At 68.4% G+C, this 19,897-nt stretch carries 19 protein-coding genes; 11 read left to right on the top strand and 8 right to left on the bottom strand.

Features of this window, described 5'->3' with window-relative positions; all coding sequences use genetic code 11:
* Position 1 precedes the first annotated feature (1 nt).
* Together AB0H42_RS15910 and AB0H42_RS15905 are read right to left on the bottom strand one after the other, a co-directional pair.
* Positions 2-994, bottom strand: coding sequence for a PDR/VanB family oxidoreductase (locus AB0H42_RS15910; protein ID WP_357056037.1), 993 nt, complete (start codon positions 992-994; stop codon positions 2-4).
* A gap of 32 nt (positions 995-1,026) precedes the next feature.
* Positions 1,027-1,908 carry a metal-dependent hydrolase gene (locus AB0H42_RS15905; RefSeq protein ID WP_357055889.1) on the bottom strand — a complete coding sequence of 294 codons (882 nt, stop codon included), beginning with the start codon at positions 1,906-1,908 and terminating at the stop codon, positions 1,027-1,029.
* A 97-nt stretch (positions 1,909-2,005) separates the two neighbouring features.
* Here AB0H42_RS15905 and AB0H42_RS15900 point away from each other — a divergent pair, with 97 nt between their 5' ends.
* Positions 2,006-2,617 (top strand): helix-turn-helix domain-containing protein, encoded by a 612-nt coding sequence (locus AB0H42_RS15900; RefSeq protein WP_357055886.1) that lies wholly within the window; start codon positions 2,006-2,008, stop codon positions 2,615-2,617.
* A gap of 33 nt (positions 2,618-2,650) precedes the next feature.
* Here the strand turns inward: AB0H42_RS15900 and AB0H42_RS15895 are convergent, their stop codons facing one another.
* On the bottom strand, positions 2,651-3,418 hold the full coding sequence (locus AB0H42_RS15895) for an IclR family transcriptional regulator (protein ID WP_357055883.1): 768 nt from the start codon (positions 3,416-3,418) through the stop codon (positions 2,651-2,653).
* Between the two features lie 284 nt (positions 3,419-3,702).
* Between AB0H42_RS15895 and AB0H42_RS15890 the strand changes: the two genes are divergently transcribed.
* The 6 genes from AB0H42_RS15890 to AB0H42_RS15865 are packed head-to-tail and all read left to right on the top strand — an operon-like array spanning position 3,703 to position 10,430.
* Positions 3,703-4,764 (top strand): aldo/keto reductase, encoded by a 1,062-nt coding sequence (locus AB0H42_RS15890; protein WP_357055880.1) that lies wholly within the window; start codon positions 3,703-3,705, stop codon positions 4,762-4,764.
* A gap of 35 nt (positions 4,765-4,799) precedes the next feature.
* Positions 4,800-6,260 carry an NtaA/DmoA family FMN-dependent monooxygenase gene (locus AB0H42_RS15885; RefSeq protein WP_357055877.1) on the top strand — a complete coding sequence of 487 codons (1,461 nt, stop codon included), beginning with the start codon at positions 4,800-4,802 and terminating at the stop codon, positions 6,258-6,260.
* A 3-nt stretch (positions 6,261-6,263) separates the two neighbouring features.
* Positions 6,264-7,691, top strand: a complete 1,428-nt coding sequence (locus AB0H42_RS15880) for an LLM class flavin-dependent oxidoreductase (protein WP_357055874.1) — start codon at positions 6,264-6,266, stop codon at positions 7,689-7,691.
* 13 nt (positions 7,692-7,704) lie between these two features.
* Entirely contained in the window at positions 7,705-8,559 is an 855-nt protein-coding gene (locus AB0H42_RS15875; RefSeq protein ID WP_357055871.1) for an ABC transporter permease, read from the top strand.
* A 38-nt stretch (positions 8,560-8,597) separates the two neighbouring features.
* Entirely contained in the window at positions 8,598-9,626 is a 1,029-nt protein-coding gene (locus tag AB0H42_RS15870) for an ABC transporter substrate-binding protein (RefSeq protein ID WP_357055868.1), read from the top strand.
* A gap of 36 nt (positions 9,627-9,662) precedes the next feature.
* Positions 9,663-10,430, top strand: a complete 768-nt coding sequence (locus AB0H42_RS15865; RefSeq protein WP_357055865.1) for an ABC transporter ATP-binding protein — start codon at positions 9,663-9,665, stop codon at positions 10,428-10,430.
* A gap of 3 nt (positions 10,431-10,433) precedes the next feature.
* Here the strand turns inward: AB0H42_RS15865 and AB0H42_RS15860 are convergent, their stop codons facing one another.
* Complete coding sequence (locus AB0H42_RS15860; protein ID WP_357055862.1) at positions 10,434-11,144, bottom strand: SDR family oxidoreductase; 711 nt, start codon at positions 11,142-11,144, stop codon at positions 10,434-10,436.
* A gap of 116 nt (positions 11,145-11,260) precedes the next feature.
* Here AB0H42_RS15860 and AB0H42_RS15855 point away from each other — a divergent pair, with 116 nt between their 5' ends.
* The 3 genes from AB0H42_RS15855 to AB0H42_RS15845 all read left to right on the top strand — a co-directional run bounded on the left by AB0H42_RS15855 (position 11,261) and on the right by AB0H42_RS15845 (position 13,408).
* Positions 11,261-11,881, top strand: a complete 621-nt coding sequence (locus AB0H42_RS15855; RefSeq protein ID WP_357055859.1) for a TetR/AcrR family transcriptional regulator — start codon at positions 11,261-11,263, stop codon at positions 11,879-11,881.
* Positions 11,878-12,411, top strand: coding sequence for a zinc-binding dehydrogenase (locus tag AB0H42_RS15850; protein ID WP_357055856.1), 534 nt, complete (start codon positions 11,878-11,880; stop codon positions 12,409-12,411). Before AB0H42_RS15855 ends, AB0H42_RS15850 begins: the two co-directional genes overlap by 4 nt.
* Positions 12,412-12,490: 79 nt before the next feature.
* Positions 12,491-13,408, top strand: coding sequence for an RNA polymerase sigma-70 factor (locus AB0H42_RS15845; RefSeq protein WP_357055853.1), 918 nt, complete (start codon positions 12,491-12,493; stop codon positions 13,406-13,408).
* A 35-nt stretch (positions 13,409-13,443) separates the two neighbouring features.
* Here the strand turns inward: AB0H42_RS15845 and AB0H42_RS15840 are convergent, their stop codons facing one another.
* The 3 genes from AB0H42_RS15840 to AB0H42_RS15830 form a co-directional block, all read right to left on the bottom strand.
* A complete protein-coding gene (locus AB0H42_RS15840) occupies positions 13,444-15,930 on the bottom strand; it encodes a DUF2156 domain-containing protein (RefSeq protein ID WP_357055850.1) in 2,487 nt (828 codons plus the stop codon).
* Complete coding sequence (locus AB0H42_RS15835; RefSeq protein WP_357055847.1) at positions 15,927-17,258, bottom strand: alpha/beta hydrolase-fold protein; 1,332 nt, start codon at positions 17,256-17,258, stop codon at positions 15,927-15,929. The genes AB0H42_RS15840 and AB0H42_RS15835 overlap by 4 nt, the downstream gene beginning before the upstream one ends.
* Before the next feature lie 171 nt (positions 17,259-17,429).
* Positions 17,430-18,239 (bottom strand): AraC family transcriptional regulator, encoded by an 810-nt coding sequence (locus tag AB0H42_RS15830; protein ID WP_357055844.1) that lies wholly within the window; start codon positions 18,237-18,239, stop codon positions 17,430-17,432.
* A gap of 50 nt (positions 18,240-18,289) precedes the next feature.
* On the opposite strand from AB0H42_RS15830, the gene AB0H42_RS15825 reads away from it, so the two are divergent.
* On the top strand, positions 18,290-18,721 hold the full coding sequence (locus tag AB0H42_RS15825) for a DUF2000 family protein (protein WP_357055842.1): 432 nt from the start codon (positions 18,290-18,292) through the stop codon (positions 18,719-18,721).
* Positions 18,722-19,104: 383 nt separating this feature from the next.
* On the opposite strand, the gene AB0H42_RS15820 is transcribed toward AB0H42_RS15825, so the two are convergent.
* Positions 19,105-19,701: a hypothetical protein gene (locus AB0H42_RS15820; protein ID WP_357055839.1), complete on the bottom strand. Its 597-nt coding sequence runs from the start codon at positions 19,699-19,701 to the stop codon at positions 19,105-19,107.
* Positions 19,702-19,897: the final 196 nt, after the last annotated feature.

The raw sequence follows: 19,897 nt of genomic DNA, 5'->3' as shown, positions 1-19,897 counted from the left end.
ATCAGAGATCGAGTACCAGCGGTCCGCCGGCCGACCGGGAGACACAGGTGAGCATGTGACCGGCGCGTTCGCTGTCGCTCAGCAGACGGTCGCGGTGGTCGACCGATCCGGCCGCGACGCCGATCTTGCAGGTGCCGCAGAAACCCTGGCGGCAGGAGTAGACGACATCGGGCCGGACCCGGCGGATGGCGTCGAGGGTCGTCTCGGTGGCGCCGACCCGGACCTGGCGTCCGGACCTGGCCAGGGTGAGGTCGAATTCGTGTCCGTCGCGCACCGGTGGCGCCGAGAACCGTTCGGTATGCAGCGATCCGGCCGGGTTCAGCGCGAACAGGGAACGCTGGGCGGCCTCGAGGACCGGTGGCGGTCCGCAGACGTACACCGCGGCGCCGGGCCGGGCGGTCGCCAGGAGCGCCGGGATATCGGGTGCACCGGCCTCGTCGTCGGGACGGATATCGCTGCCGGCCGGCAGTTCGCCGAGGAAGGGCATGGTTTCCCGGGAGCGGCCGAGATAGATCAGTCGCCCGCGCTTCCCGGCCGCATGCGCCATCGGCAGGAGGGGGGTGATGCCGATTCCGGCGGCGACGAAGAGGTAGGACGGCGCGGAATCGACGAAGGTGAACGCATTGCGCGGTCCGCGGATCCGCAGGGCGTCACCGGGTCGCAGGTCGTGGACCTCGAGGGAGCCCCCGCCGCCGTCCGGGATCCGGCGTACCGCGATCCGGTAGCGGTGGTGGTCGGCGGGGTCGCCGCACAGCGAGTACTGGCGTTGCCGCCCCGACGGCAGGAAGACGTCGATATGGGAGCCTGGCCGCCACGTTGGCAGCTGCTCACCGTCTGCCCGGAGCAGGGTCAGCGAGACCACATCGCGGGCCTCCTCCCGTACCGCATCCACTACGACGTCGAGGTCGAAGCCGCTGCGGCGCACCGGTTTCGGTGCCGAGAAGGCGGGATTGGTGAACACCTTCTTGTACACGTCCACCGCCAGACCGAGCATCCGCAGGCTCGGGGGCGCGGGGTGCGCGGCGGTCATGAGCGCGCGGCGGGGGAGTGCGCCAGATAGCGCAGGGCGTTGTCCATGGATCCGAGCTGGGAGGGATGGAAGCTCGGCCGCAGGTAGCGCGGCATCTCGGTGAAGAAGGTGGTGAAACTGGGAATCACACCGCGCAGCGTGGCGCTGACGAACTGCTGACCCCAGAACCGGCCCTTGGCCGGGCTCGGATCCTTGCGGTACAGGTAGGCGGTGGAGACCACGAACAGCGGCAGCAGCAGCCCGCTGGCGAGCAGGCCCGTGCGTACGCGCCGTGCGTACCCGCCGTCGACGTGCATATAGGCGTCGAAGACCACGCTGCGGTGCTCGACCTCTTCCGCGCCGTGCCACCGCACCAGATCGAGCATCGTCGGATGCATGCCTAGTTCCTCGAGCACGTCCGATTCGAGCAGCCACTCGCCGATCACCGCGGTGAAGTGTTCCATTCCCGCGAACAGCCCGAGGCGTTCCTTCAGCCATTCTTCTTCGGCGCGGCCGCTCAGTCCGTGTTCGCCCAGTACCCGGTCGACCAGCCAGGCGATCTTCTCTACGTAGGAGTCGACATCGAGCCCGATGGATTGCAGATGTTTGCGGGCGCCCTCGTGGCTGCTCGCGTGCATCGACTCCTGCCCGATGAACCCGGTCACCTCTTCGCGCAGGCGTTCGTCGTCGATCGCGGGTAGCGCTTCGGCCAGGCAGGCGGCCATGGCCCGCTCACCTTCCGGCAGTACCAGGTGCATCACATTGGTCACATGGGTCGCCAGCACTTCTCCGGGGATGTAGTGCATGGGAACCGTCGAGAAGTCGAAGCTCACATCGCGGGCGTGGATCGCGTGGGCTTCTTCCCGGTAGGTGCTCGTGGTGGCACTGTCGTCAGCCATACGTCGACCGTACAATGCAACAGATTGCCTTGCAATGTTGTCGCAACAAATTCTTTCTGATTGTTGCAGAAATAGGGATCGCTGCTAGCGTGGTCCTGTGTCCGCCCCTGCCTCTACCTCGCAAGACCGGTCCGCTGCCGACGGTATCGAAACCCGCATCCTCGATGCCGCGCGCGTGCAGTTCGAGACGTTCGGGGTGAAGAAAACGACCATCGGCGATGTCGCGCGGCAGGCGGAGGTCGACCGCGGCACCATCTATCGGCGGATCGGTTCGCGCGACGATCTCGTCCGCGCGGTGAGCGCGCGTGAGGTGGGCGCCCTGCTCGCCGAACTCGAGGACATTCCCGCGCGACATGTCGGCCCGGAGGCCATTGTCGCCGACATGTTCGTCACGGTGATCACGCGCTGGCGAACCCACGGCATGATCAAGCGGGTGCTGGCGCTCGAGCCCGGCCGGTTACTACCCCAGGTCACCACCGAGGGTGGGCCCTTCTTCATCATGGCCGTAAGTGTGGCCACCACCCTCCTCGCCGAGGCGATGCGCCGGCGGGGGCTCCCCGAGATCCCCGATCTCACGACCCGGGTCGAGATCGCGAGCCGGGTGGTCCACTCGCTGATCCTGCAACCCGTCAGCGCACTGGACCTCGAAACAGAGGCGCAGCTCGCCGAATTCGCGCGGACCTATATCGCGCCGTTGATCGTCGGCTGACGGCTGTGGGCCGGACCGGACCGTCAGGACACGTCAGTGGGTCGGTGTCGCGTCACGGAACAAAGTGGCGGCGATGGCGGTGGCGGTGACGCGCGCGAGATCGGCGAGGAACGGAATGCGCTCCGGGATCATGAGCTGGGTGGTCCCCCGGATACCGAGGGCGAATCGCGCGTTACCGGCCCGGTCCAGGACCGGGACCCCGATGATGCGGTAGCCCCATTCGGTCTGCTCGTCGTTGATCGTGTACCCGGTTTTGCGGGCGAGTTCGAGTTCGGCGGTGAGTGATTCCGCGTCCGCGGGCGTGCGGTCGGTGCCCTGATGGTAGGGCAGCGTCTCGAGTTCTTCCCGGGTCACCGGCGACCAGGCCAGCAGTGCCTTGCCGATCGCGCTGGCGTGCAGGGGAAACCGGACCTCGGAAAGATTGTGCCCGTGGGCTTCTCGCCAGCGGGTGAATACGAGATTGATGGCGTCGCTACCGTGCCGGGTCGCCAGCGAGACGGCGGTACCGGTCTCGGCGGCGAGTTGCTCGATATGGGGTTCGGCGAGGTAGACGAGGTGGCGCCGATAGGAGAGCTGGCCGTACTCGGCCAGCGCGACGCCGAGCCGGTATCGGCCCGTCCGCTCGTCCTGTTCGACGAACTCGGATTCCAGTAGCGCCTGCAGCAACCGGTGCGTGGTGCTCATCGGCAGGTTCTGCGACCGAGCTATCTCGGTGACACCCAGTTCGGCATCCCCTTGAAAACACCGCAGTACCGCGAGCGCGCGCGAGACCGTCTGCAGCCCGGACCGATTGACCGCCACGTGGTGTCCTTTCCGGCCGGCCGCCCTGGAATGGGAGGGGCCCAGATTCCGATAATCGGAATACTAGCCGCTGTCGCGAGCGGGCGGATGCGAGCGTAATCGAATCTTTGGCGCCTCTACCTGCGTGAGCACGAATTTCTGTCTCCGTCAACTATTCCGCTTTGTGGAACGAGATGTGTTGCTCGGAGTTGTCTGCGCTTCTAGCGTGACGGTGTTCGAAAAGTCAGTTCCGGGCCAGTTCTCGGGCCGCCGGGCCTGTGCTCCGGATCGTGGGAAAGAAGACCATGACCACAGCCGCCACCAGTACCTCCCTGCCCGGCGCACCGGTGCGCAGCGCGCTGCCGGAGGGTTTCCGCAGCGTCGGCCGTTCGGGACTGGTGGTATCGGAAGTCGGGATCGGGGCCAGTACCTTCGGCCGGACCGGGATGATCGCCGATACGCAGGAAGCGGTCGATCGGATCGTCGGCCGGGCGCTCGACCTCGGGATCACCTATTTCGATGTCGCCGATGTCTACGGTGACCGGCCGGGCCAGAGCGAGACCATGCTGGGCGCGGCGCTGGGCAACCGGCGTGACCGGGTCGTCATCGGTACGAAGTTCGGCATCGGGCTCGCGGGACTCAACGGCCCCGACTGGGGAGTGCGCGGTTCGCGCCGCTATATCCGACTCGCGGTGGAGGCGTCGCTGCGCCGGCTGCGGACCGATTGGATCGACCTCTACCAGATCCACACCCCCGACCCGGTCACTCCGATCGAGGAGACCCTCTCGGTACTCGACGATCTGGTGCGCGAGGGAAAGGTCCGCTACCTCGGCACGTCGAATTTCGCCGGCTGGCAGGTGGCCGACGCCGAATACCTCGCCCGGATCAACGGGCACACCCGGTTCATCTCGGCGACCAACGAGTACAACCTGCTGTGGCGGGAGCCGGCCAAAGAACTGCTGCCCGCGCTCGGCGCCTACGGGCTGGGGTTCTTCCCCTACTTCCCGCTGCAGAACGGACTGCTCACCGGCAAGTACCGACGCGATTCCGTACCGGCCGGTCGCAAGATCACCAATCTCAAGAAACATCTGCTCGACGCCGCGCCGTGGGAGGCGCTGGAGCGATACGCCGAGTTCGCCCGGGCCCGCGGTGTCACGCCGACCGCACTGGCCTTCGGCTGGTTGCTCGCCCACGACTCGGTGTCCAGCGTGATCGCCGGGGTGACCGCACCGGACCAGCTCGACGACAATCTCGCGGCCTCCCGCTGGCGGCCCACCCCGGCCGAGTCCGCCGAACTCGCCGCGCTGTTCGCCGGCGATCTCAGCGGAGCGCCCGGGCAGGTCACCGGTACCGCGGCGCGGCCCTGAGCTCCATCCATCCTTCGATCCACGCAGAGGCGGATATGTCCGACGAATCCGGCGCCGACCGGCAGCTGCACCTCGGTTACATGTACTGGTCCAACGGCACCCATCCGGCGGGCTGGCGCCTGCCCGAGGCTGTACACGACCGAGGTTTCGACGGGGGATACCTCGTCGAACTCGCGCAACTCGCGGAGTCGGCGAAATTCGATTTCTTCTTCTTCGGCGACCGGCTCGCCACCGGGCCGGAGTACCAGTTCACCAACACCTCGGTGCTGGCCCGGATCGAACCGTTCACGGCGGCGAGTTATATCGCCACGGCGACGAGCCGGATCGGGATTGTGGTCACCGCGAATCCGACCTACTACGAACCGTTCAATCTGGCCCGGCTCACCGCCTCGCTCGATCACATCTCGGCGGGGCGGGCCTCGTGGAATATCGTGACCGGCGCCGACCAGCGGGCCGCGGCCAACTACACCCGCACCGAACACGGCGACGCGTCGGTCCGGTACGACCGGGCCGACGAATTCGTCGGCGTGGTCCGCGATCTGTGGGACAGCTGGGAGGACGACGCCTTCGTCCGCAACGCGGAAACCGGCGAATTCGTGGTCGCCGATCGGATCCACCCGGTGAACCACCGCGGGCGGTCCTTCAGTATCCGGGGCCCGCTGAACATGGCCCGGCCACCGCAGGGCCAGCTGGTGATCCTGCACGCGGGTACCTCCGACCGCTCGCGTGATCTCGGCGCGCGCGAGGCGGATGTCCTCTTCGCCGCCGCCGCCACGATCGAGCAGGGCAAGGCCTACGCCGAGCAGATCCGGCGGCGCGCGGCCGGTTTCGGCCGGGCGCGGTCGTCGCTCGCGATACTGCCCGGCCTCACTCCCCTCGTCGCCGAGACGCGGCAGGCCGCCCGCGCCCTCTACGATCGGCTCAACGAGCTGCTCGTGCTGGACGACGATATCCGCTACGGCGGCCGCGACCCCGGACAGTGGGGCGCGGGCAGCGCCGCGCCGCGTGCGGCGCAGGGGCCGGGTCTGCGGAACCTGGGGGCGTTGTCGCAGCGCGTGGGTGTCGACCTCACCGCGCGGGAACTCACCGATCCGCTGGAGAACGCGACCGTCGAGCAGTTCGATCCGGCCGGCCGGGCCCTGCTGAACTCCACCGCGGCCCGGACCGGCCGCACGGTGGGCGGCGTGGATCCGCTGACCGTTCGCGATCTGCTCAACACCCATATCGTGGGCGGTCACGTGGTGGTCGGCGGTCCGGCCGATATCGCCGACTACATCCAGGCGTGGTTCGAGTCGGGCGCTTCCGACGGCTTCAATATCCAGTCCGCCTACCTCACCGAACAGTTCGAGGCGTTCGTCCGTCTCGTCGTGCCCGAACTGCAACGGCGCGGACTGTTCCGTACCGAGTACACCGGCCGGACCCTGCGCGAACACCTCGGCCTGAACCGGCCGGACAACCGCTGGGCCCGTGAGAACACCCGAGCGGGAGGACAGTGACCCATGTCCGGCACACGCAGAGAACTACATCTGGGGCTCATGTTCTGGGCCACCGGCACCCATACCGCCGGCTGGCGGTATCCCGGCGCCCGGGCCGACGGCGCTTTCGATATCGAGTTCATCCAGGAGGTGACCCGGCTGGTGGAGGCGGCGAAATTCGATTTCCTGTTCCTCGGGGACCGGCTGGCCACCGATCCGGCGCTGGCCAAGACCAACCCGGCACAGATGTCGCGGATGGAACCGTTCACCGTCGCCTCCGCCATCGCGGCCGCGACCTCCCATATCGGTATCGCGGTCACCGCGAACCCGACCTACTACGACCCCTACACCGTCGCCCGGCTCACCGCCTCGCTGGACCATCTCAGCCGGGGCCGGGCGGCGTGGAACCTGGTCACCGGCGCCGACGGCGCCGCGGCGTACAACTTCGGCCGGGACGGTCATTGGGATACCGAGAAGCGCTACGACTGGGCCGACGAGTTCGTGGACGTGGTGCGCGCGCTGTGGGACAGCTGGGAGGACGACGCGTTCACCCGGGACAAAACCGGTGGGCGCTATATCGACGAGACCAAGCTGCACACCATCGACCATGTGGGAGAACACTTCTCGGTCAAGGGACCGCTGAACGTGGCACGGCCCCCGCAGGGGCAGGTGATCCTGTTGCACGCGGGAACGTCGGATCGATCCCGGGAACTGGGTGCCCGGGAAGCCGATGTGATCTTCGCCGGCCAGCCCGATCTGGAGTCGGCCAAGGAGTACTACGCCGATGTGAAGGCGCGGGCGGCCCGATACGGCCGCACCGCCGACGAGATCCAGATCCTGCCCGGTCTGAGCGTGGTGGTGGCCCCCACCACCGCGGAGGCGGTGCAAATCTACGACCGGCTGAATTCGCTGGTACCGCTGGATCCCGCACACGAAACCGTCGATTCGGTGCGTTTCGGTGGTCTCGGGCAGGGATTGAAACGCAACCTCGCCTCGGTCTCCCAGGTCCTCGAGGTGGACGTGACCGGATACGGCATCGACGACCCGGTGTCCCGGGAGGTGTTCGACTCCTCGGCTCCGGCGGGTCGGAAGGTCTTTGCGGGTATCACCGAGACGACCCGGCGCACCGTCGACGGCGCTACGCCGATCACCTATTTCGACCTGATCAACGGCATCACCGTCGGCTCCCGCACCGTGGTCGGGAACCCCGTCGAGGTGGCCGACCACATCCAGCGCTGGTTCGAGGATGGCGCGGCCGACGGTTTCAATATCTTCCCCGATTTCGTGCCGGGCTCGGTGCAGGCCTTCACCGAGCTGGTGGTGCCCGAACTACAGCGGCGCGGCCTGTTCCGTACCGAGTACACGGGCCCGACATTCCGCGATCACCTGAGCCTCGAACGTCCGGGCAACCGGCACAGCGACCGGCGCCCGCTCCTGTCGGAACCGAACTGAAAGGACCATGACGGTGGCTCTCGACCAAGCCGAGGCAGTAGTCATACGCCCGGCCGCAGTGCGACCCCGGAAGCAGTCCGCGGGCCGGCGGCTGCGTGCGGCGGTGTCCCCGAAGAATCTCGCCATCGTCGCCGGCCAGCTCGCGGTGGTCGCCGTGGTGCTGGCGATCCTGCAGTGGCTGGTGGATTCGGGGCGGGTGGAATCGATCTACCTGGCCTCACCGACCCAGGTGCTCGGCGTGTTCCCGCGGCTCATCACCGAGGAGCACCTCTTCGGCAATCTGCTGATCACCCTGTACGAGGCTGTCGTGGGGACGGCCCTGGCGTTCGTATTCGGTGTCGCGACCGGAATCTATATGGGTCTGTCGCGTACCGCCGAGCGGTTCCTCAATCCGTTCGTGGGCGGGGCCATGGCCGTACCGAAGGTCACCATCATCCCGCTGCTCACCCTTTACCTGGGGGTGGGCGTCAACCACAAGATCGTGATCGTCTTCCTCTTCGGCTACTTCCTGTTCGTGTTCAACACGATCGCCGGGATCAAACAGGTCCAGGAGAGCCATCTCAAAGTCGCCCGGGCGAACGGGGCCTCCCGGTGGCAGACGATCGTCAAGGTGATCCTGCCGTCCGCGTCGCCCAGTATCGTCGCCGCCTTGCGGATCGAGGCGGGCACCGCGCTGGTGGCGGCCCTGTTCGCGGAGATCATCGCCTCCAAGGCGGGACTGGGCAATATGCTCAACCGCGCTATCGGCGTCTACGACACCGCGACCCTGTTCGCGCTGGTCCTGTCCATCACGGTCTTCTCGGTTCTCATCATCGCGGGCGTGAATCTGCTGGAGAAGAAAGTCCTTCTCCGCTGGAAGTACGCCTGACCTCCGGCATCGCCGACTCCCATATCGAAGGAACAACTGTGTTCAAGAAGAGATCTCTGGCCGTTCTCGCCGGCGCGGTGGCGCTGGTCCTGGCGGCGACCGGCTGCTCCGGCACCGTCGAATCCCTCGCGGGTGAGGGCGGTGCCGCAGCCGACGGCCGCAGCGTGCTGACCCTGCAGGACAGCACCTCCTATACGCAGTTGCCGATCCGCTTCGGTGTGGAGAAGGGTTTCTTCGACGCCGAGAACCTCGACGTGCAATTCACCCAGGTCCAGGACGCGGTGACCGGTGTCGCGACCGGAGAGCTGACCTACGCCTTCGGCCCGACCAGCAACTATCTGCGGGCGGCGGAGAAAGGCGCACCGATCAAGATCATCAGTTCGGCGTTCCGGAGCAAGGGGCCGTTCTTCCTCATCGCGCGCCCCGAGATCAAATCCTTCGCCGATCTGCGCGGCAAGACCATCGGGATCGCCACGGCCGGTAGCAGTATGGAGACCTACACGCGCAAGATCCTCACCGCCAACGGTGTCGACCCCGACGAGGTGAGCTTTATCGCCAACGGCGTGAACGAGCAGGCCTACGGCACTCTCACCAGCGGTCAGGTGGACGCGACCATCATCCACCAGCCGTTCCCCGCGCTGGGCGAACTCCAGGGCAAATCGGTGACACTGGCCCGCGGCTGGGACTACCTGCCGACTTACCACACCGGCGTGCTGATCGCCGGAAACGATGTGATCGACAACGATCCGGACCTGCTGCGCCGCAGCCTGCGCGCCTACTTCAAGGCCTACACCTACGCGAAAGAGCACTACGACGAGTACCTGCCGTGGCTGAAATCCAAGCTCGGCACCATCGATCCGAAGGCGGTGGAACTCGCCCTGCGGCAGGAAGACGATATCTGGGACAACAACCCGGCCGTCGATCCGGTGGCCATCCGCGACACCCAGGACATCGAAATCGAAATGGGTCTGCAGGACGTGCGCTACGACGCCGACAAGTACATCGACACGCAGTTCATCCCGCAGGAGTACGTGCAGGATTTCACCTACCCCCGGCCGGCGCGCTGACCCGCGACAGCACGACACGATCAGCGAGGTATGTCCGTGGCAACCTTCGAAGTACGTGGTGTGGGCAAAGAATTTCCCACCGACCCGCCGGTCCGGGCGCTCGACGGAATCGACCTGACCATCGGCGAAGGTGAATTCGTCGTCCTCCTGGGTCCCAGCGGCTGCGGCAAGAGCACACTGCTCGACATCCTGTCGGGGCTCCAGGACACGACCGAGGGCGAGGTGCTCTTCGAGGGCGAGCCGGTCGCCGGTACGAACAGCCGGATCGGCGTGGTGTTCCAGGATGCCTCGCTGTATCCGTGGCGCACCGTGGCCCGCAATGTCGAACTCGGCCTGGAGTTCCGCGGGGTGCCGCGCGCCGAGCGCCGCGCGGCCGCCGCGGAATACCTGGCCCAGGTCGGGTTGGCCGGTTTCGAACGGAAGTATCCGCACCAACTGTCCGGTGGTATGCGGCAGCGGGCCGGGATCGCCCGGACGCTGGCGACCGAACCCGCGGTCCTGCTCATGGACGAACCGTTCGGCGCCGTCGACCATCTGACCCGGATCCAGCTGCAACGGGATCTGCTGGCGCTGTGGGAGAGCCGCCGCCGGACGGTCGTCTTCGTCACCCACGATGTGGGGGAGGCGGTGTACCTGGCCGACCGCGTGATCCTGTTGTCGCCGCGGCCGGGCCGGGTGTACCGGGAGTTCTCCATCGAGGTGCCGCGGCCGCGCCGCAAGGGCGGTATCGAACTGCTCGCGCTGGAGAGCGAGATCTATCAGGCGCTGAGCCGGATCGAGGAGCAGGCGGAGGCGGGGCTGTGAACTCTAGGCGTTGGCGCCGCCGTCGACCGTGAGGGTGCTGCCGGTGACGAAGGCACCCCCCTCGCCGGCCAGATAGGCGACGGCGGCGGCGATCTCGGTGGCCGCCGCGTACCGGCCGAGCGCGGTGGCCGCCCGCTGGGCGTCGGCAGGCGCACTGTCGGCGGGATTCATCTCGGTATCGGTCGAACCCGGCTGCACCACATTGACCGTGATACCGCGCGGGCCCAGATCGCGGGCGAGTCCTTTGGTGAAACCGATCAGCGCGGCCTTGCTCATCGAGTACAGGCTCAGGCCCGGGCGGGTGGCCCGTTCAGCGAGGTTGCTTCCGATACTGATGATGCGGCCGCCCGCACCGAGATGCGGGCTCGCCGCGCGCGCGGCCGCGAACGCGGCGCGGACGTGCAGGTTCATGGTTTCGTCGAACTGTTCCATGGTCAGCTCGTCGATAGTGCCGTAGGGGAAAATTCCCGCGTTGTTGACTACGATGTCGAGCCTGCCGAACTCGGCCACGGCCCGATCCACCGCGGCCGGGACCGCCGCCGGGTCCGTAGCGGGCGTGGGCACGGCCAGCGCGCGCCGGCCGGTATCGCGAATCCGTGCGACCACCTTGTCGGCGGGTCCGGCCGCGGTGTTGTAGGTGAGCACGATATCCGCGCCGTCGGCGGCCAGTCGCTGCGCGATCGCGGCGCCGATACCCCGGCTCCCCCCCGTCACCAATGCCACTTTTCCTTCTAGACCCATTTCAGCTCCCGATATTTATGCAGTGATCGTTGCACAAATAGGTACCGTGGATAGCATGGGCATGTCAACAGCGCAGAGTGGGAGGTGTGATGCCGGGTCCTGGCCGCCCGCGTGGCTTCGATCGGGACGCCGCGCTGCGCGCCGCCATGTACCTGTTCTGGGAACACGGGTACGAGGGCGTCTCGATCAGCGATCTCACCGCCGCGATGGGTATCGGCGCGCGTAGTCTCTACACCGCCTTCGGCTCCAAAGAGGAGCTGTTCCGCGAGGCCGTCGCGCTCTACGGGAGCGCGGCCCCGCGCCCTATGGACCGGATGCGCACCGCACGGGAAGCGGTAGAGGCGATGTTGCGGCAGAAGGTGGATGCCAACCTCGACCCGGCGACGCCGCTGGGCTGCATGGTGGTACTCGCGGCGACCAATGTCACCCCGGACAACACCCACGTTCGGGACTTGCTGGCGGAACTACGGGCCCGGGACCGTGCCGAACTGCTCGCCCGGCTCGAGCGCGGGCGCACCGACGGCGACCTACTCGCCGGTGCCGATATCGAAGCCGTGGCCTCGTTCTATCTGACCGTCCTGCACGGTCTGGCGATCCGCACCCGCGACGGCTGTTCGCGGGCGGATGCCCAGCAGGTGGTGGACCATGCGATGCACGCCTGGGACAGTGTCGCCGCCCCCGCTCCCGGCCCATCTATCGTGGCGAAGTGAGCACCGCTGACCGGCCGCAACGCGCGGCCGTCCGTGATCGGCGGCACACGGAACTCCGTGGGTTCCTACGCAGCCGCGGCGAACGGCCGACCCCCGCGGCGGCGGGGCTGCCCGATACGGGCCGGCACCGGACACCCGGGTTGCGCCGGGACGCCGCGGGCGAGTTCGATATGGTCGGCGGCCCCACGCGCCGGGCGAGCCTGGACCCGTTCGCGCCGATGAGCCGGGTGGTGGTGATGGGCAACGCGTCCGGCGCCGCCGATATGGGTCTGTTCCGCCAACAGGCTGTGGTTCACCAACAAGACGGTCTCCGGTTTCAACCCGGCCGCCTTCGCCGCCGCGCACCCCGTGGAAACCGGCGCCGCGCTGCGGCGGGCGGTCAACGCGGTGACCGCGGCGAACTGACTGCTCGGGTGGCCACACTGGGTTTGGACCGGGCGGTCGAGGCACACCGGCGCATCGAATCGGGTGCCACCACAGGGAGATTGGTTCTGGAGGTCGTGCCGTCCCGGCCCGGGGGTGTGGCGTGAACCACTGCGTCCCGGTGTTACGGCAGCGCTGTGCGCGGCGTCTGATGGTGACACTGTCGAGAGGAAGCAGGCGCCACCCATGGACGGTTCAGCGCAGACCACGCCCGGCGACGATCCGGCCGTCGGCGGGCCCGACCCCGCCACCGAACTCTTCGTAGCCCACCGCAACCTGCTGTTCACCGTCGCCTACGAAATGCTCGGCTCGGCCGCCGACGCCGAGGACGTGCTCCAGGAAACTTGGCTGCGATGGGCGGGCGTCGACCTCGGCGCGGTCCGGGATCACCGTGCCTACCTGGTGCGAATCACCACGCGGCAGGCGCTGGACCGCCTGCGTGCGCTCGGCCGGCGTCGGGAGTCCTATGTCGGCCCGTGGCTACCCGAGCCGCTGCTGACCGCACCCGATGTGGCCGAGGACGTCGAACTGGCCGACAGCGTATCGATGGCGATGCTGCTGGTGCTGGAGACACTCGCCCCCGTGGAACGCGCGGTGTTCGTACTGCACGAGGTGTTCGGACTGGACCACGCGGAGATCGCCGAGGCCGTCGACAAGACCCCGGCGGCGGTCCGCCAGATCGCCTACCGTGCCCGCGCCCATATCGCGGCGCGGCGTCCCCGCGGTGCGGTCTCGGCGGCCGAGACCCGCAGCGCCCTCACGGCCTTCCAGCGGGCGGTCGATACGGGTGACCTGCGGAACCTGCTCGATATCCTCGCCCCCGACGTAGTACTGCTGACCGACGGGGGCGGCGTCGTGCGGGCGGCGACGGCGCCGATGGTGGGCTCCGGACCGGTCGCCGAGGTCCTGGGCCGGATCGCGGGTGCCGCGGTGCTGCGTCCGGCCCGGATCAACGGTCATCCGGCGCTGATCGTCGAACTCGACGGTAAGGCCGACACCGTCGTGGCGATACGTATCGATGAGGGGCTGATCACCGGGCTGTACGCGGTCCGGAACCCGGTCAAGCTCGCGCGCCTGGATCGCGAGACCTCCCTGCGCCGCTGACAGCCGGGGTCCCTTCCCCGGACCACTGCGGTGGTTCAGCGGCGGAGCAGATGGGTCAGCAACTGCCCGCTCTCCTCCAGCGACAGATGCGGTAGGTACGCCCGGCCGACGGCGATCCCGATGGTCGGCAGTGCCGCGGCATCGGGGAACACCATGTACACGGGCCGGTGCCGCGGCTGGAACTTCTCCTTGAAGGCGAGCAGCGACCGGAAGCCGTAGACCGGTTCCAGGGTGCGGCCCAGCAGATCGAGCAAACTGTCGAGTGCACTGCGGTCGAGGTCGGGTTCGGTGCTGTCGGCGCCGGCCAGCGGTGCCCCGGACAGACCGAGGAACTCGAGTCCCTGCTCTTGGGCGGACAAGGCGGCCGAGGCGATGAGGAACTCCATCGCCACACGGAATCCGTCGGCGCGGCGCCGCATGAAATCCAGGGTGAGGCCGACGAGGGCGCCGTCCCGGTACACCGGCATCCAGGAGGTGACGGCGTGGACGTGGTCGTCGCGGTCCACGGCCAGCAGCAGCCGGACCTCGGGATCTTGCAGTTCGGCCAGACCCCCGAGGGTGAAACCCATCTCGGGCAGGCCCTTGTCCGCAACCCATTCCTCGGAGATCTCGACGATCTGCTCGGTGACCGCCAGCGGCGCCTCGGCGACTGTTGTCCACCGCGCCTCGATCCCCTCCTTGCCCGCTCGATTCAGGGCAGTCCGCACATCCTGGAACTTCTTGCCCTTGAACGCGAGATCTGCCAGGTCGACGATCGTCTCCTCGGCGACCTGCAGGCAACTCCAGCCGTGTTCCCGGGCGAGGGCCGCGGTATCGGGACCGACGGAGTAGAAGCACGGAGTCCACCCGTTGCCGAGACACCAGGTCGCGAACTCGTCGGCCGCCTCGGCCAGACCACATCGCTCACCGATCGGGTCCGTCGTGGTCAACGCGACACCGGAATGCACCCGATAGGCCACCGCGTGCCGGCCGTCCGCGCTGAACCAGTAGCTGTTGCCGGCCCAGGTGCTCATCCACGACAGAGAGCCCCCGCCCGGGTCGTGCAGCAGCTCCCGCACCCGGCGGACACTGCCGAGGTCGTATCCGGCCGGCGGGGTGCGGAAACTGCGCAGCATCAACAGACACAACGTCACCCAGACGAGCACGCCGATCCACTCGAACAGCAGGGTCGCCGCCGGGGTCAGCGGCAGGACCGGTGGTTCGAAGAGCTGGAGGTACACCGGCGGCAGCAGCCGCAACGGGGCATCGCGCAGCAGAGTGCCGATCCCGGGGTCGCGGTCGAAACCGCCGGCGAGCAGTGTCCCGGCCACCGCATAGACGGCGAGCGCGGCCCCGGCCGCGGCGAGTGTACCCAGCCAGACCCGGCGATACGTCCCGCGCGCGGCGCGCACATCGAAGAGCCACCGGGTGGCCAGTAACAGCACGAGGACCGCGATCAGGGCGAGCAGCGGAGCGAAATCGCGGTACACCGTGCTGTGCCGATGGAGGCCGTAGAGCACCCAGCGCGCCTCGTCCTGCTCGATGGTCCGCACGATCACACTGACGCCGGCGAGGCCGAGGAGCACGATATGCCCGCCGACCGAGAGCAGCCAGGCCGCTCGCCGGCCGCGACGCAGTCCCTCGGCCCCGACGAGCAGCAGCATCGTCGGCAAGATGTTCATGGTCAGCGGTCCGATACCGGACAGGCGCAGTGCCTGCTGCCCTTTTCGGCACTCGTCGTGCAGGGCCGGATCGGCACAGATGTCGAGGAGTTCGCGCGCACTGTAAGGCACCTGATCGAACAGTTCCCGCAGGGACGACAGGGGGCCGATGGCATGCGGGGAGAACGCGGCGAAGACCGGGCCCAGGACACTGGCCGCGACGACGAGAGCGACGAGGGTGCGGCGCTCCCGGATCGTTCCGCCGAGCACCGGGCTGCGTGCGGAGCGTCCGAACAACAGCGGTCCGATGAGCAGACCCGCCAGCGCGACACACAATCGCGTCATATCCGGCAGATGCCCGGCGAACAGGGCCGTGGTCACCAGGATCACCAGCAGCAGCGCGCGGATACGCCGGCGCCACAGAGTGTGCATCGCCGCGCTGGCGGCGAGCAGCGCCCCGAAGACCCAGGGCAGCGGGTCCGCCGTCAGATGGCCGTGCAGTTCCAGACCCCAGAAGTTCGGCACCGCCGACGCGAGCCGCGCCGCGGCGAGCGCCAGCGCGGCGCCCGCGCCCTGGGCGGCGAATACCGCGATCGCGAAACGCCGGCTGCCGATGCGCTGTTCCACCGGCACCGCGACAGCAAGGACGAGCACCGTCGCCAGCAGATAGCCGCCCGTCCCGGAGGCGAACAGTCCTGAGGTCCACAGGGTCCAGAAGTAGCCTTCGTCGAGGCTCGGGAGGCCGAGCGAGACGTGCGCGGCCAGCTCGTGCGACGGGCCCTTCGCCCACGCCCCGGTGATCACCGCGAGAACCCAGATCACCGCCAGCAACCCGAGGGATACAGGTGCGCGGGAGAGCCCCGTTACGACGCGGGTCGTCACGACGCGTCCAGACCGAGACGGTGGCCGAGCCACGGCAGCTCCTTCTCCAGACCGGCGGACCACACGGCGAAACTGTGCCCGCCGGGCAGTTCGGTGAGGTGGACTTCCATTCCGGCGGCGCGCGCGGCGTCGGCCAGCCGCTCGATCGCGGCGCGGTATTGGGTGTCGCCGAGACCCACGACGAACGCGCCGGCCGAGTCGGGGTAGCGATAGCGGGTCAGCAGATCGGCGGGGTTGTTCCGGGCGAAGGCGTCGGCGTCGCCGCCGAAGGCCTCCCGGATCGTGGTCGTGTGGTCCCCGAGTGTCGGTTCGGCCTGTCCGGAGAGATCGAGGAAGGTGGGATAGACCTCGGGGCGGGTGGTGGCGAGTTGTAGCGCGCAGGTGCCGCCGTAGGACAGCCCGCCCACCGCCCAGCCGCGCGGATCCGGGTTCACCTGCAGATGGGTGCGTACCCAATTCGGTACGTCCACGGCCAGGTAGGTCGCGGCGTTACCGAGCCGCGAGTCGGCACACAGTGGGTTGGCCAACCGGCCGCCGGTGCCGTCGGCGAGCACGACCACCGGCGCCAGCCCCCGGTGTTCGGCGGCATAGGCGTCCATGATGTGGGTGAGCCGGCCGCCGACGAGCCAGTCCTCGGTGCTGCCCGGTTGCCCGGCCAGCAGGACCAGCACCGGCAGGAAGGGCCGAGGCTCGGTGAAGTACGCCGGGGGCAGATAGATCCGCGCGTCACGGGCGGGGAACCGGGACACGGCACCAGGAACGGCGGCCCGGGTCACCGCGCCGGTCTCCGGCATATCGGCGGAGGGGGCCCAGTTCGCCGGTGACGGAGATCCGCCGGGCACCGATTGCGGTGCCAGCGCGGTATCGAACGGCACGGTCCGGTAGTCGGTCATGCCGAGCGCGGTCCGCACCGTCGGATACGCGTCGAATCCCGCGTTGATCCCGCCGGCGGCACAGAGCACGACCGCGACGGCCGCCGCGACGAGCCCGGCCGCGACCAGCGGCCGCGACCGGTCCCGGCGCCGGACGAACCCGCGGCCGACGGCCAGTGCCACCGCCAGCACCGCCAGCGCCGACCAGACGTAGACCGACCGGGGCAGGGGATCGGGAAAGGGCCGCCAGACCTTCTCGATGAGCACCGCGGCGAGTACCACCGACAGCCCGGCCGCCGCCACCACGACGGCGACCCCGGTGCGCATCCAGCGACGGTGCCGGCGGACCACCAGCGCCGCCAGGCACGCCGCCGTGACGGAGACGAAGACGAAGGTCGCCGCGGTCGTCGTCACGTGCAGGTCGAGTACCGCTTCGACGAGCCGGGACCACGACATGACGTCCAGTATGCAGGCCCGCCGGGCCGGTGAGCGGGACGCGCGCCCGCCCCGGAACACCGGAGGAAGTGGCAGGGGATAGGGGCCGTGGCCGCTGTGCGGAGTGTGCGCGCGAGGTCGTGTGATCGGGAGGTGGGCCGGCCGATCGCGCTTCCGCGCACCACATCGGGGTCAATGGTGGGGCGTTCCGGCCGGACGCGAGAAGGCGAACTGTTTCGGCGTCGTGCCGATCATTCGCTTGAAATGCCGGTTCAGATGGGATTGGTCGTGGAATCCGGCCGCGACCGCCACCTCGGCCGGTCGCCGGCCCGCGAGCAACAGCCGACGGGCCAGATCGATCCGGCGGCCGATCAGATACCGATGCGGTGCGATACTGAACTCGCGGGAGAAAACGCGAGCCAGATGTGCCGGGTCCGCGTAGAGAATATGGCCGGCCTGCGCCAGGGTGATCCCGGCGACCGAGTGTTCGTCGAGGAGCGCGCGCAGGTCACGGGCCAGGGCGGGGTCGCGGGGCGGCGGCGGGGCCGGATGCCGGCGGCGCAGCCGGCTCTGCAGGCGTTCGAGTACGAAGGTCAGGCGGGTCTCGGCTTCCAGCTCGTCACCGGGATACCGCAGCGTCTGGTGCAGCCGGTGGATCCGATCGCGCAGGATCGGGTCCCGGGTGCTCGGAGTGTCGACCGCCGGGCCGATACCCGAGAGCCGGGTGTCCTCGATGTAGAGCACGCGTTTGCGGAACCCCGCGGTCCCGGCCGCCCGGCCGTCGTGTGGCACATGCGGCGGCAGCAGCGTCACCCATTGCTCGACCGAGCCGTGTTCCCGGCCGTTCAACTCGTAGCTGATCGCGCCGGAGTCGACGATGAGCAGGGTCCACGCGTCGTGGGTGTGCGGGGGATAGGCGTGGTCGGTGAAGCGGGCGTGGAAGACTTCGTGGATGCCCGCGATCCGCGGGCGCCACGCGGTGATCTCCGGTAGGTGCACCACATCAAGAACGTACAAGACCAGCGGTGTGGGCGATCGGCAGGATCGGCGGAGTGGAGACAGACACCTCGCCCGTCCGATTCGAAACCAAGATCGCCGTACTGCTGCGCGAGGATCTCGCCGGCTGGCAACGCCTCAATGTCTCGGCGTTTCTCGTCAGCGGGATCGCCGCCGCGAATCCGGACCTCATCGGTGCGCCGTACGCCGACGCGGACGGCACCGGGTACCTGCCGATGTTCGGTCAGCCGGTCCTGGTGTTCGCCGGTACCAAGGAAACCTTGTGCACCGCACATACGCGGGCACTCGACCGCGGGCTCGCCCTCTCGATCTTCACCGCCGATCTCTTCGCCACCGGCAATGATCACGACAACCGCGCCGCGGTCGGGGCCGTGGGCCGAAACGACCTCGACCTGGTCGGTCTGGCGCTGCGCGCGGACCGCAAGCTCGTCGACAAAGTCGTGAAGGGTGCGCGTATGCACCCGTGACGATCCTGCCGTGCTCGCCTCACTCGTCTCACAGCGCAGCGAGGAAAGGATGCGGTGCGATCGTGCCCGGCCGGTCGCTGACCCGACCTCCACCCGGCTCCCCCGTGATATCCGGTCGGGCCGTGCGCGCGGATCTTCCGCAACGCGCTGTCCCTGCCGTCCGGTCGGCTCGGCGCGTCGTGGTCCACGAGGACCACGTCGAAGCCCGTGGCCCGGACGGCGTCGGCCCCGCCGGCGAAATGATCGCCGGCCTCGCAGGGCCGCAGTACATTGGCGGGAACGAGCAGGAACGAGTCCATACCTTGCTCGTCCCGCCGGGCCGGGCACCACGGATTGCCACGGTGGGGAAGCGCGGCCGGTCGACCGGCGAGCGGACTGCCGGTCTACCGGCTCGCGTACACGACGAGAAGGTCGCGCATGGCGCGGATCTCCCGGTTGGCCTCGTTCAACGCGGTGCGTAACCGGTGGTTCTCGTCGAGCAGGTCGTCGAGTTCGTGCACGGAGTCCACGGCGGTTCCCGCGGGACGTACCCGGACCAGTTCGGCCGTGGGCTCTGCGGTGGTCTCCGGTGCCGGCTCAGTGGTTTCGGCGGTGATTTCCGGTGCCGGTCCGGCGGTTTCCGATGCCGCCTCGGTGGGCTCGGCCACCACGGCCTCGGCCGTGTTCTCCGCCGGTTCCGTGGTAGCTTGCGCCGCCTCGGTCTCGGCGGCGGCGACCGGTTTCACGGTCACCTTGCCGGCACCGCGGGTGCGGCGCCGGGGTTTCGCGGGCGCCGGCGTGTCCGCGACCGGTGCGGTGGCGGCGCTTTCGGAAAGTCCCGCGGCGCGGACCCAATTGGCGAGTGTGTTCGTGGCGGGAAGCCCACCTTCACGTTCGGAGACCTGTGTGCACGCCGCATTGAGCGATTTACCCTGGGCGAGGAGTTTTTTCACTCGGTTGACGAGTTTGGTCTGTTCTCTTTTCGAGTAACGCATTGCCATTCGATTTCCTCCTGCACTCCGGGCCGTACGCCGGGAATTGAACCATTGCCCGGCCGTTCTGTCCTCATCGGGTGCGCCGGGCGTAACCGCAATACGCGCATCGAATCCGGCAGGAAACACGGAACTTGTTTCGCGCCAACGAATTCAGGGTGCGCGACCGATGGGTCGAAAACTCGGCGGGTGTTCGCGCCGCACC

The sequence above is a fragment of the Nocardia sp. NPDC050799 genome, from assembly GCF_040654015.1.
GTDB lineage: Bacteria > Actinomycetota > Actinomycetes > Mycobacteriales > Mycobacteriaceae > Nocardia.
This window is presented reverse-complemented; position numbering and strand designations above follow the sequence as displayed.